This window comes from Mediterraneibacter faecis, from assembly GCF_055383675.1.
This window is the reverse complement of record NZ_AP043803.1, coordinates 924,537-947,092: the sequence shown is the minus strand read 5'-3', so window position 1 is coordinate 947,092 and position 22,556 is coordinate 924,537. Positions and strand designations below refer to the sequence as shown.

General features: G+C 42.7%; 11 protein-coding genes and 3 rRNA genes. 1 reads left to right on the top strand and 13 read right to left on the bottom strand.

Features of this window, described 5'->3' with window-relative positions; genetic code table 11:
• Positions 1-16 precede the first annotated feature (16 nt).
• The 11 genes from ACZ47Z_RS04460 to ACZ47Z_RS04410 form a co-directional block, all read right to left on the bottom strand.
• Positions 17-901, bottom strand: coding sequence for a branched-chain amino acid ABC transporter permease (locus tag ACZ47Z_RS04460; protein WP_015528707.1), 885 nt, complete (start codon positions 899-901; stop codon positions 17-19).
• Between the two features lie 222 nt (positions 902-1,123).
• On the bottom strand, positions 1,124-1,885 hold the full coding sequence (gene aroD, locus ACZ47Z_RS04455) for a type I 3-dehydroquinate dehydratase (RefSeq protein WP_464525912.1): 762 nt from the start codon (positions 1,883-1,885) through the stop codon (positions 1,124-1,126).
• A gap of 303 nt (positions 1,886-2,188) precedes the next feature.
• Entirely contained in the window at positions 2,189-3,379 is a 1,191-nt protein-coding gene (locus tag ACZ47Z_RS04450) for an ABC transporter substrate-binding protein (RefSeq protein ID WP_117570099.1), read from the bottom strand.
• 223 nt (positions 3,380-3,602) lie between these two features.
• Positions 3,603-4,286 (bottom strand): DUF6788 family protein, encoded by a 684-nt coding sequence (locus ACZ47Z_RS04445; RefSeq protein WP_157050445.1) that lies wholly within the window; start codon positions 4,284-4,286, stop codon positions 3,603-3,605.
• Positions 4,287-4,467: 181 nt separating this feature from the next.
• Positions 4,468-7,357, bottom strand: a 23S ribosomal RNA gene (locus ACZ47Z_RS04440).
• Between the two features lie 330 nt (positions 7,358-7,687).
• Positions 7,688-7,805 (bottom strand): 5S ribosomal RNA (gene rrf / locus ACZ47Z_RS04435).
• A gap of 66 nt (positions 7,806-7,871) precedes the next feature.
• Positions 7,872-9,402, bottom strand: a 16S ribosomal RNA gene (locus ACZ47Z_RS04430).
• The 16S, 23S and 5S rRNA genes sit together here, the layout of an rRNA operon.
• A gap of 879 nt (positions 9,403-10,281) precedes the next feature.
• Entirely contained in the window at positions 10,282-12,723 is a 2,442-nt protein-coding gene (locus tag ACZ47Z_RS04425; RefSeq protein WP_464525911.1) for a glycoside hydrolase family 3 protein, read from the bottom strand.
• A 260-nt stretch (positions 12,724-12,983) separates the two neighbouring features.
• Positions 12,984-13,832, bottom strand: a complete 849-nt coding sequence (locus ACZ47Z_RS04420) for a carbohydrate ABC transporter permease (RefSeq protein WP_054753805.1) — start codon at positions 13,830-13,832, stop codon at positions 12,984-12,986.
• On the bottom strand, positions 13,832-14,788 hold the full coding sequence (locus ACZ47Z_RS04415; protein WP_054753803.1) for a carbohydrate ABC transporter permease: 957 nt from the start codon (positions 14,786-14,788) through the stop codon (positions 13,832-13,834). The genes ACZ47Z_RS04420 and ACZ47Z_RS04415 overlap by 1 nt, the downstream gene beginning before the upstream one ends.
• Before the next feature lie 90 nt (positions 14,789-14,878).
• Positions 14,879-16,258 (bottom strand): carbohydrate ABC transporter substrate-binding protein, encoded by a 1,380-nt coding sequence (locus ACZ47Z_RS04410; protein ID WP_464525910.1) that lies wholly within the window; start codon positions 16,256-16,258, stop codon positions 14,879-14,881.
• A gap of 141 nt (positions 16,259-16,399) precedes the next feature.
• On the opposite strand from ACZ47Z_RS04410, the gene ACZ47Z_RS04405 reads away from it, so the two are divergent.
• Positions 16,400-17,140 carry an AraC family transcriptional regulator gene (locus tag ACZ47Z_RS04405; protein ID WP_118106916.1) on the top strand — a complete coding sequence of 247 codons (741 nt, stop codon included), beginning with the start codon at positions 16,400-16,402 and terminating at the stop codon, positions 17,138-17,140.
• Between the two features lie 104 nt (positions 17,141-17,244).
• Here the strand turns inward: ACZ47Z_RS04405 and ACZ47Z_RS04400 are convergent, their stop codons facing one another.
• Together ACZ47Z_RS04400 and ACZ47Z_RS04395 are read right to left on the bottom strand one after the other, a co-directional pair.
• Positions 17,245-19,944, bottom strand: a complete 2,700-nt coding sequence (locus tag ACZ47Z_RS04400; protein WP_464525909.1) for a GH36-type glycosyl hydrolase domain-containing protein — start codon at positions 19,942-19,944, stop codon at positions 17,245-17,247.
• Positions 19,945-19,966: 22 nt separating this feature from the next.
• Positions 19,967-22,381 (bottom strand): glycoside hydrolase family 94 protein, encoded by a 2,415-nt coding sequence (locus ACZ47Z_RS04395; RefSeq protein ID WP_464525908.1) that lies wholly within the window; start codon positions 22,379-22,381, stop codon positions 19,967-19,969.
• Between the last annotated feature and the right edge of the window lie 175 nt (positions 22,382-22,556).

The window sequence follows — 22,556 nt, the reverse complement described above, 5'->3', positions numbered from 1 at the left end:
ACATAACTCCATCCACCTACACTTTCTCCTGAATCTTCTTGCCTAGAAGTCCTGTAGGCTTCACAAGCAACACAATGATCAGAACTGCGAACACGATCGCATCTGCAAGCTGGGAAGAAATGTATGCCTTACTGAGTATCTCGATGATTCCCAAAAGAATTCCTCCGATAAATGCACCCGGAATGGAACCGATTCCTCCAAATACAGCTGCCACGAACGCTTTGATACCAGGCATCGCACCTGTGTATGGTGTCAGGCTCGGGTAGGTAGAACACAGAAGCACACCGGCTACTGCTGCAAGTCCGGAACCAATCGCAAATGTAAGAGCAATTGTTGCATTTACATTGATACCCATTAATTGCGCTGCGCCTCTATCCTCTGATACTGCACGCATCGCCTGTCCTGGTTTTGTCTTCTGAACAAATGTGATCAATGCGATCATAATAACCACACAAACTACGATCGTAACAATTGTCTCTCCTGAAATATTCAGCTTGCCATCTGCAAGTGAAAGTCCGCTCCACTTGATCACTGATGGGAATGTCTGTGCATTCGCACCGAAGATCAGAAGTGCTACATTCTGAAGCAGATAACTGACACCGATAGCTGTGATCAGTACGGCAAGTGAAGATGTTGCATTACGAAGTGGCTTATACGCTACACGCTCCATCAGAACACCAAGTACTGTACAGGCAATGATTGAAATCAGGATTGCCACCCAGGTAGGAAGTCCTGCCTGCTTCATCGTGATCAAAGCTACATATGCACCGATCATGATCACATCACCATGTGCAAAGTTCAACATCTTGGCGATTCCATATACCATTGTGTATCCAAGCGCGATCAACGCATAGACACTGCCAAGACTTAGTCCATTTACTAAATATGAAATAAAGCTCATATCCGTCCCTCTCATCCTTTTTATATTTTTGTAAGGTACTACTTTAACCTTTTAAATTGAATTGATTATAGCATAATTATTTTCTCGTATCAATACAAAAAACAGAATCCGCTCTGTTTTCCTGTGTTATTTTTTGACTTTTGTAAGAAAAAAGACAACATTTTCCGTTTTTTCTATCTATACCTAAAAATACTGTCTTTTTCTTCTTTCGCGGATTCTTATTTACAGACTTTTATGAAGTAATCCAAGTACTGTTGTCAGATCTTCAATCCTCATCTGTCCCGGTGCAGATACTTTCCCAACTGCTCCAAATGTCAATGCAGAACCAAAGACTTCTCCACAGAGACGGCTGATCACACCTGTTCCTGACATAGACATTGTAATGATCGGACGATCTGCATACTCGCTTGCCATCTCTTCTGTCGCTGCAAGAAGTGTAAGAACATCTTTCTTATTCTGTGGCATCACAGCGATCTTCGGAATATCTGCTCCAAGCTCCTGCATTTTTCTTAAACGGGATACGATTTCCTCTTTTGCCGGAGTTTTATGGAAATCATGGTTAGAAGCGATCACTTTTACTCCGTTTTCATGTGCTATCTCAACAACAGCCTTCACTACATCATCTCCTGTAAATGCTTCAACATCTACCAGATCAACAAGTCCTGTCTTCGCCGCATTCTGATTCAGTTCAACATAAGCCTCTGTCTCGATTGCTTTCTCTCCACCTTCTTTTGATGTGCGGAATGTGAAAAGAATCGGCATCTCCCCAAGCACCTCACGAAGTGCCTGCATTGTCGCCTCTGTCTTTGTAAAATCAAAGATATCTTCATACCAGTCAACACGCCACTCAACAACATCAGCCTTTGTTGACTTGATATTCTCGGCTGCTGCAAGAATCTCTTCTCTTGTTACGCCAACAATAGGTACACAGATTTTCGGGATTCCAGCGCCAATTTCAATATTTCTTACTTTTACTGTATTCATGATTTTTCCCTTTCTTAAGCTTCTTCCGAATTCTTCAGAAGCACACCATATCTTACATTTATAAAAAGTATAATATAAATAATAGCACAAAGATAGAACAGCATGCTATAGAAAATTCACAAGCTTGAAACTATGGCCACACCAACGGAAAAACATCTTGTAAATCAAATGACTAACACTGCTCCTAAAAGAAGTCCCCCGGCAGAAACGATGTCTGTCGGGGGGACTTCTCCTATTCTTTTAATGTATCTGCAAAGAGTGTTGCTGCTCTCTGTATTTTTCTAAATGAATTTGATAGATCAATTATTCAGCAGCATCTTCTGCCTGAAGTACCTGATACTCTCCACTCTTAACAACAACTACTGTAGGCTCTTTTGTAGGCTCTCCATCCTCTGACCATGTGATGCTCTTTCCAGTAAGTCCATCATATGTGATCTCTGTCATACCTTTTTTAAGTGCGTCACAGATATCTGATACGCTCTTATCCGGTGTAACATCTTCTTTCTCAGCTGCTGCTTTGATTACGTATACACAGTCATAAGCATCTGCTGCGAACTGAATCGGTGTGTCTCCAAATGCTTCTTTGTAATCAGCAACGAATTTCTGTGTTGCTTCGTCTGTAGCATTTGCTGTAAATGGTGTAAGGAACATTAAGTCTTCTGCAAGACTTGCGTCAAATCCATCAAGATCAAGGATACCGTCCATACCGTCACATCCGAACCACTTCGGTGTAAATCCTGCTTTGTTTGCCTGAGCAAGAATCAGAGAAGCTTCCTGATAGTAAATTGGAAGGAATACAAGTTCAGCACCTGCATCTTTTGCTTTCTGGATCTGTACAGAGAAGTCTGTCTTGTTATCTGCTGTAAATGCTTCTGCTGCTACAACATCAAGGCCTTTTGCCTTTGCCTCTGTCGCAAATGTCTGATAAATTCCTGATGAATATGTGTCAGAGCTGTTATAAATGATTGCTACTTTTGTTGCAAGCTTGTTCTCTGCAATGTAATCTGCTGATGCGCTACCCTGGTTAGGATCTGAGAAACACATACGGAATGCATTGTCATACTGGATACTGTCTACTGCTGTAGCAGATGGTGTCAGCTGGAACATGTTATCTGAATGAGTCTCCTCAACAACTGCTGTACAAGGTGTAGAAGTTGTTGTTCCGATCAGTGCCTGCATTCCCCAGTCTTTCAGAGTATTGTAAGCATTTACAGATTTTTCTGAATCTGCCTGATCGTCTTCAAACTTATATTCGATCTGCTTTCCATTGATTCCGCCTGCTGCGTTGATCTCATCTACTGCAAGCTGAATACCATTCTTTACAGCTGTTCCGTAGATTGCTGCATCTCCTGTTGTAGGTCCGATACCACCAATTTTAAAAGTGTCAGAATCGGATGAGCCTCCGCTCTTATTTCCTGAACTTCCACATGCTGCTAATGATACTACCATAGCTGATGCAAGCATTACACTTGCTGCTTTTTTCCACATCTTCATAATAATAATCTCCTCCTCAAAACGAATTGATATTCTTTATGAGTCATATATTAGACCGCGAAGGAGTGATTTGTCAAGCAAAAACAGAGTACAATCTGTTTTTTAGCTATATTCGTTAAATATGGTCAAGTAATGTTAAAATACATCAAGTTTGTTGTTGTATCTATCAATCTGATATCTTAATACATTTCGTTCTATGGAAAAATTTTCACTAAACATATCTTCACCTTACCAATACATCTTTGCTTGTGATATTTTCTCCCGGAAAGCGAAACCATATAAAATCATTATGACTGACACCATGTGTCTTTCGTACTATTTCATATGGATTATACTCTTTAAGTCCCAGATGTTTTAAGATTTCATCAATATCAGGCCTACCTTTTTCAAAGCATCTTAATTCTAAGATCTTGCCTAACTGATAACGAGTCATCTTCTTCTCTGCAAATAGTTGTCGCCCTGGATTGTCTGAAAAGCGTGATACAATAACATTTTTCTTTTTCACATATACTCTGGCCGTAATTTCATCTTTCCAGTATACTTCAAAAGTAAATTCATCCATGAAATTTTCTTTTTTAGTCCTCTTCTCATAGCACGCTAGCATCTTACTTGCAGTCATAATATCCCATTCTAAATCTTGTATCTCATTTGACAAATGCTCAATTCTTAACTGAATATTTTCTATATCTGCTATCTTTCCCGGAATAACTGGAGACAGATATCTGCTTTTGACCTTTCCATCTTTACGTTGTTGTGCATAATAATATAATTCGCCATGAATTTTCTTTATTGTAATGTTTTGCTTTTCCATAGAAATTTCTTGTAATTCTTTTTTCTTAATATCCAACTCCTTTTTATAAAGTGCTTCTTGATATTTTAACATTCTGTAAGTTTGTTGTATCTCCATAGTTCATCACCCATTATTATTGTAACCTATATTTTTATTTTTTTCAATATGTGTAGGTTACTTAATTTTGCAAAGAAAAAAACAGCGCTTTCGCACTGCTTCTCATTCCTGTCTATATTCCATGTACCTTCAAAACTACATACAGTCAAAACCAACATCATCATCCAAACCTATCACTGCTTTGGTTATGCCCTCGACCTATTAGTAACAGTCAGCTCCATGTGTTACCACACTTCCACCTCTGCCCTATCTACCTCGTCGTCTTCAAGGGGTCTTACTAACTTGACGTTATGAGATATCTCATCTTGAGGGGGGCTTCACGCTTAGATGCCTTCAGCGTTTATCCCTTCCCGGCTTGGCTACTCTGCTATGCCTTTGGTAAGACAACAGATACACCAGCGGCCAGTCCATCCCGGTCCTCTCGTACTAAGGACAGCTCCTCTCAAATATCTTACGCCCACGCCGGATAGGGACCGAACTGTCTCACGACGTTCTGAACCCAGCTCGCGTACCGCTTTAATGGGCGAACAGCCCAACCCTTGGGACCTACTTCAGCCCCAGGATGCGATGAGCCGACATCGAGGTGCCAAACCACTCCGTCGATGTGAACTCTTGGGAGTGATAAGCCTGTTATCCCCAGGGTAGCTTTTATCCGTTGAGCGATGGCAATCCCACTTTATACCACCGGATCACTAAGTCCTACTTTCGTACCTGCTCCACCCGTCGGTGTCGCAGTCAAGCTCCCTTCTGCCTTTGCACTCTTCGAATGGTTTCCAACCATTCTGAGGGAACCTTTGAGCGCCTCCGATACCCTTTCGGAGGCGACCGCCCCAGTCAAACTCCCCACCTGACATTGTCCCCCAGCCGGATCACGGCTGCTGGTTAGAAACCCAGTACTGCAAGGGTGGTATCCCAACATTGGCTCCATGGCAACTGGCGTTACCATTTCCTAGCCTCCCACCTATCCTGTACATGCAATACCGAATCCCAGTATCAAGCTGGAGTAAAGCTCCATGGGGTCTTTCCGTCCTGGCGCAGGTAACCAGCATCTTCACTGGTATTTCAATTTCACCGGGTGCATTGTTGAGACAGTGCCCAAATCATTACGCCTTTCGTGCGGGTCGGAACTTACCCGACAAGGAATTTCGCTACCTTAGGACCGTTATAGTTACGGCCGCCGTTTACTGGGGCTTAAGTTCAAAGCTTCGCTTGCGCTAACCTCTCCCCTTAACCTTCCAGCACCGGGCAGGCGTCAGCCCATATACCTCACCTTTCGGTTTTGCATAGACCTGTGTTTTTGCTAAACAGTTGCTTGGGCCAATTCTCTGCGGCCATCTTACTGGCACTCCTTCTCCCGAAGTTACGGAGTCATTTTGCCGAGTTCCTTAACAATGCTTCTCCCGTCGGCCTTAGGATTCTCTCCTCATCCACCTGTGTCGGTTTACGGTACGGGTATCCTGCAAACAATAGCGGCTTTTCTTGACAGTCAGCTCACGTGCTTCCCTACTTATTTTCAGTCCACATCACGTCTTCAGATTAAAGAGCGGATTTGCCAACTCTTCTCCTACCTCGCTTGTACCGGTCTTTCCATTCCCGGCTCACGCTCTCTGCCTGTGTCCCCACAGTTCTGTTACAGGATAGTACAGGAATTTCAACCTGTTATCCATCGACTACGTCTTTCGACCTCGCCTTAGGCCCCGACTTACCCAGAGCAGATCAGCTTTACTCTGGAAACCTTAGATATTCGGCCGGAAGGATTCCCACCTTCCTCTCGCTACTCATTCCGGCATTCTCTCTTCTTAAAAGTCCACAGCTCCTTTCGGTACTGCTTCGTCCCTTTAAGAATGCTCCTCTACCAATTGAATTCTCAATTCCAAAGCTTCGGCAGTGTGTTTTAGCCCCGGACATTTTCGGCGCAGGACCTCTCGACTAGTGAGCTATTACGCACTCTTTGAATGAATGGCTGCTTCTGAGCCAACATCCTAGTTGTCTTCGAAATCCCACATCCTTTTCCACTTAACACACATTTTGGGGCCTTAGCTGTTGGTCTGGGCTCTTTCCCTTTTGACCACCCAACTTATCTCGGATCGTCTGACTCCCATACATCATCTACACGGCATTCGGAGTTTGATATCCCTTAGTAAGCTTTGACGCCCCCTTAGGAATTCAGTGCTCTACCTCCGCAAGACTCGTATGAGGCTAGCCCTAAAGCTATTTCGAGGAGAACCAGCTATCTCCGGGTTCGATTGGAATTTCTCCCCTATCCACACCTCATCCCCACCCTTTTCAACGGATGTGGGTTCGGTCCTCCATTGCCTTTTACGGCAACTTCAACCTGGACATGGATAGATCACCCGGTTTCGGGTCTACTCCGACTGACTATGCGCCCTATTCAGACTTGGTTTCCCTTCGGCTCCGGACCTTTAGTCCTTAACCTCGCCAGCCAGCGTAACTCGCCGGACCGTTCTACAAAAAGTACGCGGTTGAGCATATAAAGCTCTTCCACAGCTTGTAAACATATGGTTTCAGGTTCTTTTTCACTCCCCTCCCGGGGTCCTTTTCACCTTTCCTTCACAGTACTATGCGCTATCGGTCACTAAGTAGTATTTAGCCTTACGGGGTGGTCCCCGCATCTTCCCACAAGGTTCCACGTGTCTCGTGGTACTCTGGATCCCGCCATGTCAACTCGTCTTTCGCTTACGGGGCTTTCACCCTCTCTGGCCGGCTTTCCCAAAACCGTTCTGCTAAACTCGTTGAATCAATTCCGCGGTCCGAACCCCAGCATGCACGCACGCTGGTTTGGGCTCTTCCGTTTTCGCTCGCCGCTACTCACAGAATCACATGTTGTTTTCTCTTCCTCCGGCTACTTAGATGTTTCAGTTCACCGGGTTCCCTTCCTTAAGTTATGTATTGGCTTAAGGATACTTGAGGTTTGCTCAAGTAGGTTTCCCCATTCAGAAATCTCCGGATCAAAGGATATTTGCTCCTCCCCGAAGCTTTTCGCAGCTTATCACGTCTTTCATCGGCTCTTAGTGCCAAGGCATCCACCATACGCTCTTATCAGCATAACCAACTCGACCTCATCCCACGGGAATGGGATAATGTCCACACATACATAGCGTTGTATGCGTTGGTGATAGTCAATTTATTTTAAGTCTGTTTTCTTCAGACTGTAAGTTAATGTTGTTAACATTACCTCGGATGTCTTGATTAGATATTTATCTAAATCTATTGATTTTTACTATATGCAGTTTTCAAGGTACATAAGATGAAGTCCTTATTCAGTTCTTCATCTGACTGACTTTTTCATCAGTCATCAGAGACTAAAAGCTTTCTTTTAAACTCTGATCACTGGTGAAGACCAGCTTTATCGCAGAACCTCTCGGTTTATTTTCTTTTTAATTTGGCGGCCACCTACTCTCCCACACCGTCTCCAGTGCAGTACCATCGGCCGCTTAGGTCTTTACCATCGTGTTCGGGATGGGAACGGGTGTTACCCCTAAGCGCATCGCCACCAAAAGTTTTGGTTACTTGATAACCCAACAATAGACAACAGTAAAAACTCTCTACTTTTTTCTTCCTTAGAAAGGAGGTGATCCAGCCGCACCTTCCGATACGGCTACCTTGTTACGACTTCACCCCAGTTATCGGTCCCACCTTCGGCAGCTCCCTCCTTACGGTTGGGTCACTGACTTCGGGCGTTACTGACTCCCATGGTGTGACGGGCGGTGTGTACAAGACCCGGGAACGTATTCACCGCGACATTCTGATTCGCGATTACTAGCGATTCCAGCTTCATGTAGTCGAGTTGCAGACTACAATCCGAACTGAGACGTTATTTTTGGGATTTGCTCGACCTCGCGGTTCTGCCTCCCTTTGTTTACGCCATTGTAGCACGTGTGTAGCCCTGCTCATAAGGGGCATGATGATTTGACGTCATCCCCACCTTCCTCCAGGTTATCCCTGGCAGTCTCTCTAGAGTGCCCGGCCAAACCGCTGGCTACTAAAGATAGGGGTTGCGCTCGTTGCGGGACTTAACCCAACATCTCACGACACGAGCTGACGACAACCATGCACCACCTGTCATCCCTGTCCCGAAGGAAAGGCAACATTACTTGCCGGTCAGGGAGATGTCAAGAGCAGGTAAGGTTCTTCGCGTTGCTTCGAATTAAACCACATGCTCCACCGCTTGTGCGGGTCCCCGTCAATTCCTTTGAGTTTCATTCTTGCGAACGTACTCCCCAGGTGGACTACTTATTGCGTTTGCTGCGGCACCGAACAGCTTTGCTGCCCGACACCTAGTAGTCATCGTTTACGGCGTGGACTACCAGGGTATCTAATCCTGTTTGCTCCCCACGCTTTCGAGCCTCAACGTCAGTTACCGTCCAGTAAGCCGCCTTCGCCACTGGTGTTCCTCCTAATATCTACGCATTTCACCGCTACACTAGGAATTCCGCTTACCTCTCCGGTACTCTAGATTGACAGTTTCCAATGCAGTCCCGGGGTTGAGCCCCGGGTTTTCACATCAGACTTGCCACTCCGTCTACGCTCCCTTTACACCCAGTAAATCCGGATAACGCTTGCACCATACGTATTACCGCGGCTGCTGGCACGTATTTAGCCGGTGCTTCTTAGTCAGGTACCGTCATTTTCTTCCCTGCTGATAGAGCTTTACATACCGAAATACTTCATCGCTCACGCGGCGTCGCTGCATCAGGGTTTCCCCCATTGTGCAATATTCCCCACTGCTGCCTCCCGTAGGAGTTTGGGCCGTGTCTCAGTCCCAATGTGGCCGGTCACCCTCTCAGGTCGGCTACTGATCGTCGGCTTGGTAGGCCGTTACCCCACCAACTACCTAATCAGACGCGGGTCCATCTCATACCACCGGAGTTTTTACCCCTGCACCATGCGGTGCTGTGGTCTTATGCGGTATTAGCAGTCATTTCTAACTGTTATCCCCCTGTATGAGGCAGGTTACCCACGCGTTACTCACCCGTCCGCCACTCAGTCACCAAGATCTTCATCCGAAGAATCAAATCAAGGTGCTTCGTTCGACTTGCATGTGTTAAGCACGCCGCCAGCGTTCATCCTGAGCCAGGATCAAACTCTCGTTAAAAGTGTTTGTATCCAGTTCAGAACCAACTAACTAGCTAATTCTTCCCTTTTTACTGTTGTTTTGGTTTGTTTAAAAACCGTTCTTAAAAATCTTCTCTTAAAGAAATTTTCAAGGGTTGTTGTTGTCTATTGTTCAGTTATCAAGGTTCTTTGTTTGTGTCGTTCTTTTCAAGCGACAGCTTTTATATTTTATCAAAAGCTTTTATCTTTGTCAAGAACTTTTTTATTTTTCTTTCACTGCCGAATCCGTTTGATTACTTCTCACTAGCAGTGTATTTATGCTATCACATTCAAACTTTTCTGTCAACCACTTTTTAAAATTTCTTATAAGTTTTTATCATCTTTACTTATAAATCTTTTCTTCGAACTTTTTCTCTCTCAGGGACTGTCCGCCTCCGCGCCTTCCTCTTACCCAAGCATCTGTTCTGTAGTTTTCAGTGCCGTTCTCAGCGACGAATGTTATCTTATCATAGCCATTTCTAATTGTCAATGTTTTTTATATATTTCATGCAATTCAGAATATTCTGAAAAATTAGCATCTGCGTTCCCAAACACTAACAGCTATTGCAAGCTTGCTTGCAGTAAGCTGGTAGGGTTGGGGAACATAGGGCGAATGCCCTTAACCGAAAGGACGTCAGTTCTTTCGGTTGTTGCAGATGCGTAACATACATTCCAAAACACGACAGCTATTGCAAGCTTGCTTGCAACAGGCTGGTAGGGTTGGGGAACATAGGGCGAATGCCCTTAACCGAAAGGACGTCAGTTCTTTCGGTTGTTGCAGATGCGTAACATACATTCCAAAACACGACAGCTATTGCAAGCTTGCTTACAGTAAGCTGATAGGGTTAGGGAACATAGGGCAAAAACTAAATTGACATAATCAACTTAATCTTCGAATCAGTTTCAGGATTCTGTTTGCACAAAGACGGATTTCTTTTTCTGTAAGTTTTCCTTCTTTATACGCATCACGAATGTTTTTATCATCATCCGGATTTCCCGGCATGATAATATCATTTCCTGCTGCCACACAAACCCACGGAATACTTCCATCCTCCGGTACTGTTGTATTCCAGTCAGACATGATAACTCCGTCAAAGCCCCACTCTTCACGTGCAATCCTTGTACAAAGGTCCTTGCTGTTTGCTGCATGCACACCATTGATCAGATTATAGGAAGACATGATCGCAGTTGGTGCACCCTCTTTCACTGCAATTTCAAAACCTCTGAGATAAATTTCTCTCAATGTTCTTTCTGATATGTGTGCATCAACACCCATTCTGTTATCTTCCTGATTATTGCATGCAAAATGCTTGATTGTAACACCACATCCCGGTCTGCTCTGAACTCCTCTGGTCACTGCTGCTGCCAGTGTGCCTGCAAGGAATGGATCTTCTGAATAATATTCAAAGTTTCTTCCACACAGCGGATTTCTGTGAATATTCAATCCTGGTGCAAGCCAGAGATTAATATGAAATTCTTCCATCTCTGCCGCAACCTTCCGTCCAAACTGTTCCATCAGTTTTTTGTTCCAGGACTGTGCAAGTGCTGTTCCTACCGGAAATGCAGTACAATACTGATAGTAACGTTCCGCGCCCTCATGGTCTTTTTTTCCAACAAGATAACCATTTTCAAGTGAACCAAGCACACCTGTTCCATAAACTGTATCTTTCTCACGGTCTACTTCATAAGTTTGCTGCAGGCGGATTCCGGCCGGTCCGTCTGCCATGATCAAAGATGGGATTCCGTATTGATCAAGCAGTGCTTCACTCGTCTCTCCTGCTGTTCCCGGCACTTTAATTCCAGATGCTCCAAGTGTACTTCTGATTTCAGACATATTTCCATACATAAGTGGAATCAAATCTTCTACAGGAATCTCCGTTTCTTCTGGAAATCTGCATACTTTCTTTTCTTCTGCCTCTGGTTCAAATGATACGTTCGGAAGTTCCTCAAGCAGTGCTGTCCATTCTTCTGCGCGTCTGCATAATTCTTCTGCACAGTCTTTGATTTCAACAACTTCACTATGATCTTCCAGTTTCTTTGTTTTCTCCATCATTACATCAGCAGATACCTTTACCCCCGCTGAAAGTTTTGCCTCTGACAAGCTGTTTCCAATCCATATTCCATAAGCACCAGCCTGGATTCTCCACTCCTGCTGCTCTTCTAAAAAGCTTGCGAACGCCTTTGCAGGAAGAACAATATTCAGCATCTCTTTCTCTCCCGGTTTCAGTTCTTCTGTCTTTTCATATCCGACCAGACGACGGAATTCTTTTCTGCTTCCATCCTGAGGAAGAGAAGCATAAATCTGCACAACTTCTTTTCCGCTGTATGTTGTTCCTGTGTTTTCTACCTCAACAGTTACTGTCACACCTTTCGAATCAGTATTTATATCGCAAAGTCGAATGTCAAATTCTGTATAAGACAGACCATAACCAAATGAAAATAATGGTTCAATTCCAAAGCTGTCAAAATAGCGGTATCCAACATAGATTCCTTCCGCATATTCTTCCGTCTCAAGATTTCCGTTCAAATAGCTGAACTCCTCTGCTGCCGGACAATCATCGTAGCGTTTTGTCCATGTTGTTGTCAGCTTTCCACTCGGTGTAACTTCTCCAAACAATATATCAGCAACTGCATTTCCACCTTCCTGTCCAAGCTGGGAAATATTCAGGATTGCACATATATTTTCTGTTCCAGCCAGCAGGTCTGTAAGTTCTACCGGTCCACCTGCATTAAGGATCAATACAGTTGGGATTTTCTGCTCATTCAGGAAATACAGATCTTTTTCTTCCTGGTCACTCAGATAATAATCCCCTTTTCTTTTTCTTCTGTCCTTTCCTTCGCCGGAAATACGGCTTATAACATAAACCGCTGCTTCCGCAGCCTTGATATCTTCACTTGTCACCGCACGGCCATCCGGCATGGCAAATGGATTGGCAGCATAGGCATCAAACGGATTGTCTACATGTTTTGCAGCTTCTAAGATCTGCTCCTTCCACTCTGTTCTCGCCTGCTCATAGCGGTTGTGATAATCTTTCAGCCACTCCTCGCTTACAATACCCGCGTTTTTCTCTTTCATTCCGGCATATATAGATACACTTTCTCTGTTATTTACATCTCCGGAACCAGTACCACCTTTAATCGTCTTTTCTGCCCCAATCCCCAAAAGTGCAATCTTTGTATCTTTTTTTAATGGAAGCAGTCCTTCGTTTTTCAACAGAACAATTCCTTCTTCTGCTGCCTCACGTGCAAACACAGCATGATCTATTTCACGCTGGCAAACTTCTGTACTTCTTGTTCCACTATGTTTCAAATTCTTTTCCATTTACACATCTCCTTAATTCAATTCGAACCTCCGTGAGACTTGGCGCGTGATTCTGGTCAGCGAAGCTGACATATTCCTATCAGAATCACTGCGCATCCTCGCGGAGCGTTTATCTCAGTCGGAGATTGGACTCCAACTGAGAACAAATTTGCTATTACTCACCACCTGAAGAGGTGGGAGTCTTCTCGACTGAGATAAACCAACTGTAAGAAAAAAGCTGCCCACTAAATGACAGCTTTCCTCCAACAACTTAATTCTTATTATTCTTTTACTCCACCAAGAGTAACTCCTGCAATGATATATTTAGACAACAGCAGGTATACAATAATGATCGGCACGATTGCTACCGTGATCATCATGTAGATTTTACCCATATCAAAGTTCATATAGTCCGCTCCACGAAGTGTTGCGATCAGGATCGGGACTGTCATCTTATTCTTTGACTGAATGATCAAAGCCGGAACGAAGTAATTGTTCCAGGAACCTACGAAAGTAAAGATTGCCTGAACTGCAATTGCCGGCTTCATGATTGGAAGAACAATGTGGTTAAATGTCTTAAATTCTCCAGATCCATCTATTCTTGCCGCTTCTACAAGAGAAATCGGAAGGGAAGACTGCAGATAACTGTACATGAAATAAAATACAGCCGGTGATGCAATTGATGGAATGATCAATGGAAGCAGAGAATCATACATTCCCATGTTCGTAACCAATTTCAGGAATCCCATTGCTGTAACCTGTGTAGGCATAACAAGGATTGCCATAATAAATGTAAATGCTACTTTTTTTCCTTTAAAATCATAAGCATAAAGTCCATATGCTGTCAGAGCTGAAAAATAGGTACATAATGCTGCTGAACACCCTGATACGATCAAACTGTTCAAAATACCACGGAACATCGGGAAGCTTCCGTCATTCGCTACATTTTTTAGATTTGTCAAGAAATATTTTCCCGGCAGTGCTGAGAATCCCTTCTGTAGCTCTGCATGAGAACGTGTTGCATTTATAATCAATACATAGAAGAAAAACAGACACATAAAAGATAACAGAATCAATACGGTATGTGCCAGTATGCTACGTCCACGACTTGACTTTGTTTTTGATTTCATTATCTCTTTCTCCTTTCTGCTTTTGCTCTTTTCTTAGCTGCTTTCTTAGAACCATCCGGATCGTTATCATTTGTCATACGATATACAAAGAAACAGAGGATTGCACTTACGATAAACAGATATACAGAAAGTGCACCGGCCATTCCATAGTTTTTGCTCTTCAGATGACTATTCAGGAACATGATCAGAGTCATGGATGTTCTGTTCGGGTTACCCTGTCCATTTGTCAGGATCTGAGGAACATCGAACATCTGAAGTCCGCCAATAATGGATGTGATCAATGTATATGCCAGAATTGGACGGATCAAAGGCAGTGTAATATAGAAGAATCTCTGGATACTGTTACATCCATCCAGGTCAGATGCCTCGAAGACGTCCTGACTGATTCCCATGATTGCTGCCATCAACATAATAGTTGTATTTCCAAACCACATCAGGAAGTTCATAAATCCGATCAACGATCTTGTTCCAAATACAGATCCAAGGAAATCGATCGGTTTTTTCAGGATTCCGATTGACATCAGAATTGAGTTAATCGGTCCATTTGTTGAGAACATTGTAAAGAATAACAATGCAAATGCAGATGCCATAATCAGGTTTGGAAGATAAATGACAACTTTGAAAAACTGCTGCCCTCTAATCTTTAATCGGACATCAGTGAACCACGCTGCAAGTACCAGCGCGATCACAATCTGAGGTATAAATCCGATTACCCACAGAATTAAAGTATTCACTCCATATTTCAGCATATCTGAATGAAGAAGACTCACATAGTTTGCCATTCCTATAAAATTCGGTCCAACCTCTTTAATTCCTGATCGGTAATATTCAAAGAAACTATACCTTACTGTATCGATCAACGGTATCAATGAGAAAATAATGTATGCTACGAAAAAAGGAAGAATAAATATATATCCCCATTTTCCATAATCAATACTTTTTTTCTTTTTCTTCATAATGGTTCTTCCTTTCCACAATATCTTCTAACAGAACAGAGGCTCTGCTGTCACAGAGCTCCCTGCGTTAGTAGCTGTTCATTCCAGACATTATTCTGGCCAAACAACCTCTGTAATGTCAGGATAACGTTCTTTAATTGCTGTTTCAAAGTTTGATTTTGCTTTCTCAAAGTCAACTTTGCCCTGGAAGTAATCGCTGAATGCGTTCTGGATCAACTCCACACATCCCTGATCGTAAGCGGAAAGTGGTGCGATCTTGATGTTTTCAGCAACTGGTGCAAAGTACTGGAATGGGTTCTGTCCGCCAAGGAATTCTGAACCATATGTAGCATCATCGTTTGCTGCTTCCTGCATACCGGATTTTGTATTTGTAAAGTCTGAGTAATCCTGGGAGATCTTTAACAGATTATCTTTTTTTGCTGTCATAGCAAGGATAATGTCTTTTGCATGTTCCGGATTATCTGTACCTGTTGCAACATGGATGTAAGATCCTCCCCAGTTGTATTCCTGCGGTGGGTTTGTTACTCCCCATACGCCGTCTTCTCCATCCCAGTTCGGTTTCAATGTGAAATCAATACCCCATGCCGGGAAGAGAAATGCAAATACTTTGGACTGACTTCCCATTGCTTTGTTCCAGTCATCATTCCACTGACCTTTTACTGTCGGGTTTAAGTAACCTGCATCCAGCCATTCTTTTGAATCATTAATCCACTGCATGATCATTGGATCAACTGTAACCTTTGTGTCTCCATCTTTTACCCATGAATTAGAAATGTTGTTTCCATAGAGACGGAATGTATCAGCATAAGAAGCAAATGCATAATATCCTTTCTGCTTCAATTCTTCTGCTGTCTGTTTCATAGCAGCCCAGTCTTTTACTTTTTCACCTACAGCAGTCGGATCGTCTGTTCCGAATACCTCTTTTGCAATATCACGACGGTAAACCATTGTTCCCGGGCAGCACTGCCATGTAGATCCTCTCTGAACCCCGTCTGCATCAGATGCTGTTGTTTTTGTGAAGTCGTACTGATCTGCAAGATCTTTATCCGGATCAATTCCAAGATCCTTCAGTGGTACTGCAGTGTCTGCTTCAGCATCTGTATATTTGTATACATAGTCTGTCTCTGACAGGAAGATATCTACTTTATCATCTGTATCAACATCTGCCTGTTTCATAAGTGCCTCATCAAGTTTCTGCTGATAAACACCATCCTGGTTTGGATTGATGATCCAGTGGATCTCTGTTCCATCTTTCAATGTTGTAACAGTTCCATCTTTGGATGTTGACTCAACTTCAGGATATACAGCTTCCAGTCTCTCACGGAACTCATCATTCCAAGAATAAATGTTAATTACCTTTCCTTCTTCTGTACTGGCCTCTCCGCCATTTCCGCCTTTGCTTCCACATCCAGCGAGTGATCCAACAGCAACTACTGTTGCCATAAGAATCGCAACAACTCTCTTTTTCATTTATAAATCCTCCTTTATCTAAGCACTCTGCTATGCTTTTCTTGTTGTTGAACTAAATATACCATCTTTTTTCCTCCGATTATATTATTTATCTTAACAAAATATCAAATTCATGTCATAATATAAAAAAGGAGGTTTTTTATGACTTTATCTAATGAATGGTACAATACAGAACTCGAAAACAGCGAATTAGAAACTCTTCACAGATCACCAACTGTAGAATATTCTTTCTATAATGCTGTACGCTCCGGCGACATGGAAGCAGTCATTAAAAACTGTTCCGAAGATGAATTTATTCGCCTGGAAGGAACAGGTGTTCTATCCCGTAATGCGCTTACTAATATAAAATACCATTTTGTTGTCACCACTGCAATGTTGACCCGTTATTGTATCGACGGTGGGCTCGAACCAGAGCAGGCTTACAGGCTCAGTGACTTCTATATTCTGAAGATGGATTCCTGCACAACGATCCGTCAGGTTGCAGATCTTCACCATGAGATGGCAAAGGATTTTACAGGTAAGATGATTCTTCAGAAAAAAAGTTCCATTTTATCAAAACCCGTTATGCAATGTGTTGATTATATTTACAGTCACATCAAAGAAAGAATCACGATTCAGGTTCTTGCTGACCACACCGGACTTTCCACGAATTATCTTTCACGCATTTTCAAGCAGAATCTGGGAGTCTCTGTCAGCGATTATATCCGTGAACAGAAGATAGAAAAAGCAACTCATCTGCTGCGATACTCAAACAAATCAATTGTAGATATCGCAAATTATCTTGCATTTTCTTCACAGAGTCACTTCATCCAGACATTCGAGAACTTTACCGGGCTCACTCCAAAGAAGTACCGGGACAAATACTATAAAAGCATGTGGTAAAATCAGATTTCTTCACAGAAGAATTCGCAGATTTTCCCACAAAAAATACTGTCAGAAAGCAATTCTCTTTCTGACAGTATTTTTATCTTTTTTTAATCTGTCGATTATACTAATTCAATTTCAATCTTATGTGTCTCTTTCACTGAGAGCATCTGAATCTCTCTCTTTGAAAGTATTGTACACCTTTCAGCTGTTATTTCTAATGCTTTTCCATCGCAAGCTGCTTTCTGGATCTTCAACTGATCAAATTCTTTCTTTTCTTTATTATAGAATATAATCTCAAAGTTCCTTCCGGCAAATGTCATCTTAAGTACTGCTTTTCCATTCTGATTATACTGTTCCGGCATAAGTGCAGGTGCGATCTTCAAGTCACCGCAATCTCCTTTCACCCCAAACACTTCTGTGATCATGGTAAGCATATACCAGCTTGCAGCGCCTGTCAGATATGCATAGAGGCCTCTTCCCTGATTATCAAAATATTCCGGAAGTCCAGGATACATCTTACTGTTATCAAATTCCATTGCTGCATCTAAAAGTGCCTGAAGTACTTTATTTCCTTCTTTTGCAAATCCTCTCTGGTACAATGCATTTGAGTACATAACAGCCATGTGTGAGAACACTGCTCCATTCTCTTTCTCGCCATAAGCAAATCCAAACATTCTTCCAAGATCAAATTTTTCCTCATGGAAGTTTGTGTTCAAACGGTATCCGCCGGCTTTCTGATCATAAAGATACTTGTCTGCACTCCTGCAGATAGATTCCACCTGATCTTCTGTTGCCGTTCCACTCATAATGGCAAATACTTGTCCGGTCAGCATCATTCTCACGCTTTCATCCATAACGCCTTCTACTTTTCTGCCATGGTTATCATAATAGCCATTGAACCAGCCATCTTCTCCATCCTTCACCCATTCGTTGGCACGGATGTTTTTCATCATCCAGTCTGCTTTTCCCTCAAGATTAGCCGCAAGTTGATCCAATCTTACAACAATTGTGTCTCCACTGATATTATGTTCACACTTCTTTGCGTATCCTGCAAGGAGTGCCTGCTTACGTGCTGCATCTTCATACAGTTCCACGCTTCCTGCAAGAAGATCTTCCATCTCATGTGCAATTTCAATCTTGCTGCTTCCACTGATTTCTTCCAACTGACGGAGTGTTTTTGCAATATTTCTCAAATTTCCGGCATAAGCACAGGTAAATGCAACACTTTCACCCTTCTCCCATGCCATGTCCAGTGCATCATTCCAGTCGGCACCATGAAGACGCATTTCATTATGCTCTCCTACATCATAGAACGCACACAGATTCTGTAAAAGAATATGCTCCAAAACTGTTCCGAAATAAATGTGGTCTCTTTCTGTTTTCTGCTTCTGTCCATATTCGCTGTTCCAAAGCTTATCATGTGCAGTACCTCTCATAGACTGCAAATCTTTAAAATACGGAACCTTTTCAAACAGAACATCCATATCTCCTGTCTGATCCAGATACAGACGAGTCGTTACAAATGGCCAGAATGCATGATCCATCCAGACACGTGTAATATTGTTTCTGTCTGCAATAAACTCACCCTGCTTATTTCCGATGATTGTCGCATTTGTTCCATCAATTCTTACTCCGCCATAATTATCCACGATCATCTGACGGACGTTTGAAGGATCCATAATCAGAAGTGCAAGGCAATCCTGCCAGAGATCTCTCCAGCCTCTTCCTCCTTTTCCATAATCGTGATATGGAAGGAAGGAACATCCATAAATTCTTCTTAAAATTGGCTGGAAGCAAATCCACTTCAGATAATTGTCTGTAGCTTCATCACCGGTTTCAAACTCTACATTTACTTTTTCTGTCCAATACTTTTTCACTTTGGCAAGCTCGTTCTCCGCCTGCTCCTTCGTACCAAATGAAGTACAGATTTTTGAAATGGAAGCCTTTTCTCCCGTTGCTCCGGCAAGAACAACATACTCTATTGATTCATTTGCTTTTAATTTTCTGCGTTCAAACCTGAATGCCCCAACAGCCTCTTTCCCCTCCAGATGGCAGCCTGCGGTACATCCCGTTTTTTCTACACGTACTGCTTCCGGAATCAGGAAAGAACCTCCCTCTCCAATAAAACTTTCAACAGTCGGATAAAACTCCTTCGGGGCATTTCCTTCTGCTGTAAAACCATATACAAAATAAGTCGTATCATTTTTCTGATGTCCACGCTCATCAAAGGATAATACTGGTGTAACTTCTACGCCACATTCTTTCGTGTCGATTCTGTGAAGAAGTGATGTGACATGTCTGTGGTCGCGGATATTATCTGCGCTTCTTCCATAAACCGGAATGGCAACGATCGGTGTTACTTCCTGTTCTTCTTCCGAAAGATTTGTAATCTTGATCAGCTGGATCTCTGTTGTGCCATCAATAGAAACAAAGGATGTGATTTCTGACTGAAGATCATATTTTTTTGAAGTTCTTGTCAACTTCTGCCACATCATTCCTGCTTCCAGAGTACTTTCATCCTGTCTGTCTGTATATTTATCAAACTCCTGCTCCGCTGAAACTCCACATGCTGACCAGTAGCCTTTTCCTTCTACCCGACACCAGAAATTTCTGGTGCCACGGTTATTGTGAAGGTTTTCAATGCTGACAGGTTCGAGAAGGAAATGATTCTGGTCCGTTTTACTATCTCCCCCCAAAGTTGGTGTAATACTGGATTTCAGACCTTCTTCTCCTGCCAGTGGTAAGTAAAGTCCACTATAATTTTCCGGATTTGTAATCGTAAATGTTCCGTTTTTATCTGTAAAATTGATTTTTCTCATGTCCAGTCCCTCGTCATTTCATTTAAGAAAGGAATAATTCTACCTCTGTTGTCTTTGTTAACTTCTCCTGTGGAATATAATTATCTTTCATTTGTTCTCCATTTACGAAAAGTTTTTCACATCCTGACTCTGCATGCCCCGGATTTTTCACAACGATATGTAAATGTGAACCTCTGAAATCTTTTTCGATTTCAAATTCCTCCCACTCTTTCGGTACTGACGGAGCAATCTTCAGTCCATAGAAGTCTGGCCGCATTCCGAGAATCCCTTCTACACATCCCACCATAACCGTAGATGCTGTTCCTGTCAGCCAATGTACATGAGAACGGCCGAAGTTCGGGCTGTGTTTTCCTTCTGTAAACTGTCCATAGCAGTATGGTTCAAGTCTTCTGATCTCTGCACGATTATTCTGTGCAGCCGGTGCATTTTCAATAAAATAGTTAAATGCTCTCTCTCCGTGTCCACGAAGCGCCTCTGCAAGAATGATCCATCCCTGAGACTGTGAGAAAATTCCTGCATTTTCCTTTGTTCCGGCATTGTAGATCACAGCCAGTGCACCTTCAAATGCATGTGCATGATACGGAGGATCCATCAGGATTGCACCATATTCTGTATTCAGTTTGTCATATACATTCTGAAGTGCAAGATCTGCCTGCGCTTCATTTGCAAGCCCACTGATCACAGACCAGCTCTGTGGGTTCAGCCACATATTTGCCTCCGGATCTGTGCGCTGTCCGATCACTTCACCATCCTCTGTGAAACCACGGATAAAGCGGTCTTCGTTCCAACAGAGATCCTGGATCAGTTTTTCCAGCTTCTTCTGACTTTCCTCCAGATAATTCAGATATTCTGTGTCTTTCTTATACTCAGCAAATTCCTTCAAAATTGTCATTGCATAGTAGAACTGTAATGCAACGAAGGTTGACTCTCCATCTTTTCCGAGTCTTAAGCAGTCATTCCAGTCAGCATAAAGTCCTGCCGGCATACCATGCTTTCCAAGATGATTCATGGAGAAATCTATTGCACGTTTCAAATGCTCGTACACGGTACCTTCTTCTTTATTTGCAAACGGAATCACTTCATCGATAAATTCCAGATTTCCCGTCTCGGAAATGTATTTGTATACTGTCGGGAACAGCCACAACGCATCATCTGCACGATAAGCCGGGTGTCCTGTCTCCTGCACATAAGAAGCATCATCCGGTGTATCCTCATGTCCCGGATTGTGTGTGAATTTTACAAGTGGAAGCCCTCCACCATTATTTACTTGCGCAGAAAGCATGAAGCGGATCTTCTCTACTGCCATCTCCGGTGCCAGATGGATCACACCCTGGATATCCTGTACTGTGTCACGATAACCGTATCCATTTCTCAGTCCACAATATGTAAAGGATGCAGCACGTGACCAGATAAATGTCATAAAGCAGTTATATGCATTCCATGTATTGATCATTATATTAAATTCTTCGCTTGGTGTCTTCACCTGGAAATGGGACAGATGTCCATGCCAGTACTGGATCAGTTCTTCCAATTCATTTCTGCAGATTGTTTCACAATCCTCATAACGAGACATGATTGTTTCTGCATCAGCATCTTCTTTCATACCAACAATAAATGCTATTTCTTTTGTCTCTCCCGGATATAAAGTCAGGATTGTAGCTAATGCTCCACATCCATTTTCATTATAATTTCCTTCACAATTTAAAATACCATCTTCCACTCCGACCGGATTGTTGTATCCATGATATCTTCCAAGGAAACCTTCCCTGCTTCCACACCAGGAATCAACCTTTGCACCTGCAAGTCCGAAGAAACGGTCAACAACGATCTTGTCATCCACATCTTTTCCATCTTCCAGCTGATCCAGATTGGCATGGATCATCTGCCGCACACGGTTTCCACGGAACACTGTTCTTGTAATGAACTGAGAGTACTGAAGATTTACCTGATCCTGCTCGTAATTGCTGTTGTTTGTAAATTCTGCATAGCCTGTTACATTGATCTTGCGTATGCGATCTGAGGTATTTGTCACTGCAAGATTCCACACTTCATAAGACTGATTCAGCGGAACATAGTATCTTACTTCTGAATGGATCTGGCTATAATCAGCCATCATCTTTGTGTATGCTGTACCATGATGACATTCGCTCTTATAAGAATTCAGATCTTTTCCTACCGGCTGCCAGGAAGCTGACCAATAATCTTCACTCTCCTGATCTCTTAAGTAGATATATCTTCCCGGCTGGTCAAACTGATTGAAGATATATCTTAAAATTCTTCCGTTCGCTCCTGATTTTGCAAAGCTATATCCACCTGCATTATTAGAAATAATTGCTCCATATTCTGGAGATCCAAGATAGTTCACCCAAGGTGCCGGTGTATCCGGTCTTGTGATCACATATTCTTTTTTCGATTCGTCAAAAAAACCATATTTCATACTTCACATTCTCCTATCACACTTATTATAAACAAATTGCAGCCATTCCTACTATCTGCAATTCTATCTTTACTGTGATAAAAGAATATCAAATCAGAACACATTAATATACAAAATAAGAACTCAAAATATCAAATTCGTGACATGACAAAAAGGACTTATTTTACTCCCGTAT

Coding starts and splice junctions, on each gene's coding strand:
- ACZ47Z_RS04460 (WP_015528707.1), bottom strand. CDS start 901: ATGAGCTTTATTTCATATTTAGTAAATGGACTAAGTCTTGGCAGTGTC.
- aroD (WP_464525912.1), bottom strand. CDS start 1,885: ATGAATACAGTAAAAGTAAGAAATATTGAAATTGGCGCTGGAATCCCG.
- ACZ47Z_RS04450 (WP_117570099.1), bottom strand. CDS start 3,379: ATGAAGATGTGGAAAAAAGCAGCAAGTGTAATGCTTGCATCAGCTATG.
- ACZ47Z_RS04445 (WP_157050445.1), bottom strand. CDS start 4,286: ATGGAGATACAACAAACTTACAGAATGTTAAAATATCAAGAAGCACTT.
- ACZ47Z_RS04425 (WP_464525911.1), bottom strand. CDS start 12,723: ATGGAAAAGAATTTGAAACATAGTGGAACAAGAAGTACAGAAGTTTGC.
- ACZ47Z_RS04420 (WP_054753805.1), bottom strand. CDS start 13,832: ATGAAATCAAAAACAAAGTCAAGTCGTGGACGTAGCATACTGGCACAT.
- ACZ47Z_RS04415 (WP_054753803.1), bottom strand. CDS start 14,788: ATGAAGAAAAAGAAAAAAAGTATTGATTATGGAAAATGGGGATATATA.
- ACZ47Z_RS04410 (WP_464525910.1), bottom strand. CDS start 16,258: ATGAAAAAGAGAGTTGTTGCGATTCTTATGGCAACAGTAGTTGCTGTT.
- ACZ47Z_RS04405 (WP_118106916.1), top strand. CDS start 16,400: ATGACTTTATCTAATGAATGGTACAATACAGAACTCGAAAACAGCGAA.
- ACZ47Z_RS04400 (WP_464525909.1), bottom strand. CDS start 19,944: ATGAGAAAAATCAATTTTACAGATAAAAACGGAACATTTACGATTACA.
- ACZ47Z_RS04395 (WP_464525908.1), bottom strand. CDS start 22,381: ATGAAATATGGTTTTTTTGACGAATCGAAAAAAGAATATGTGATCACA.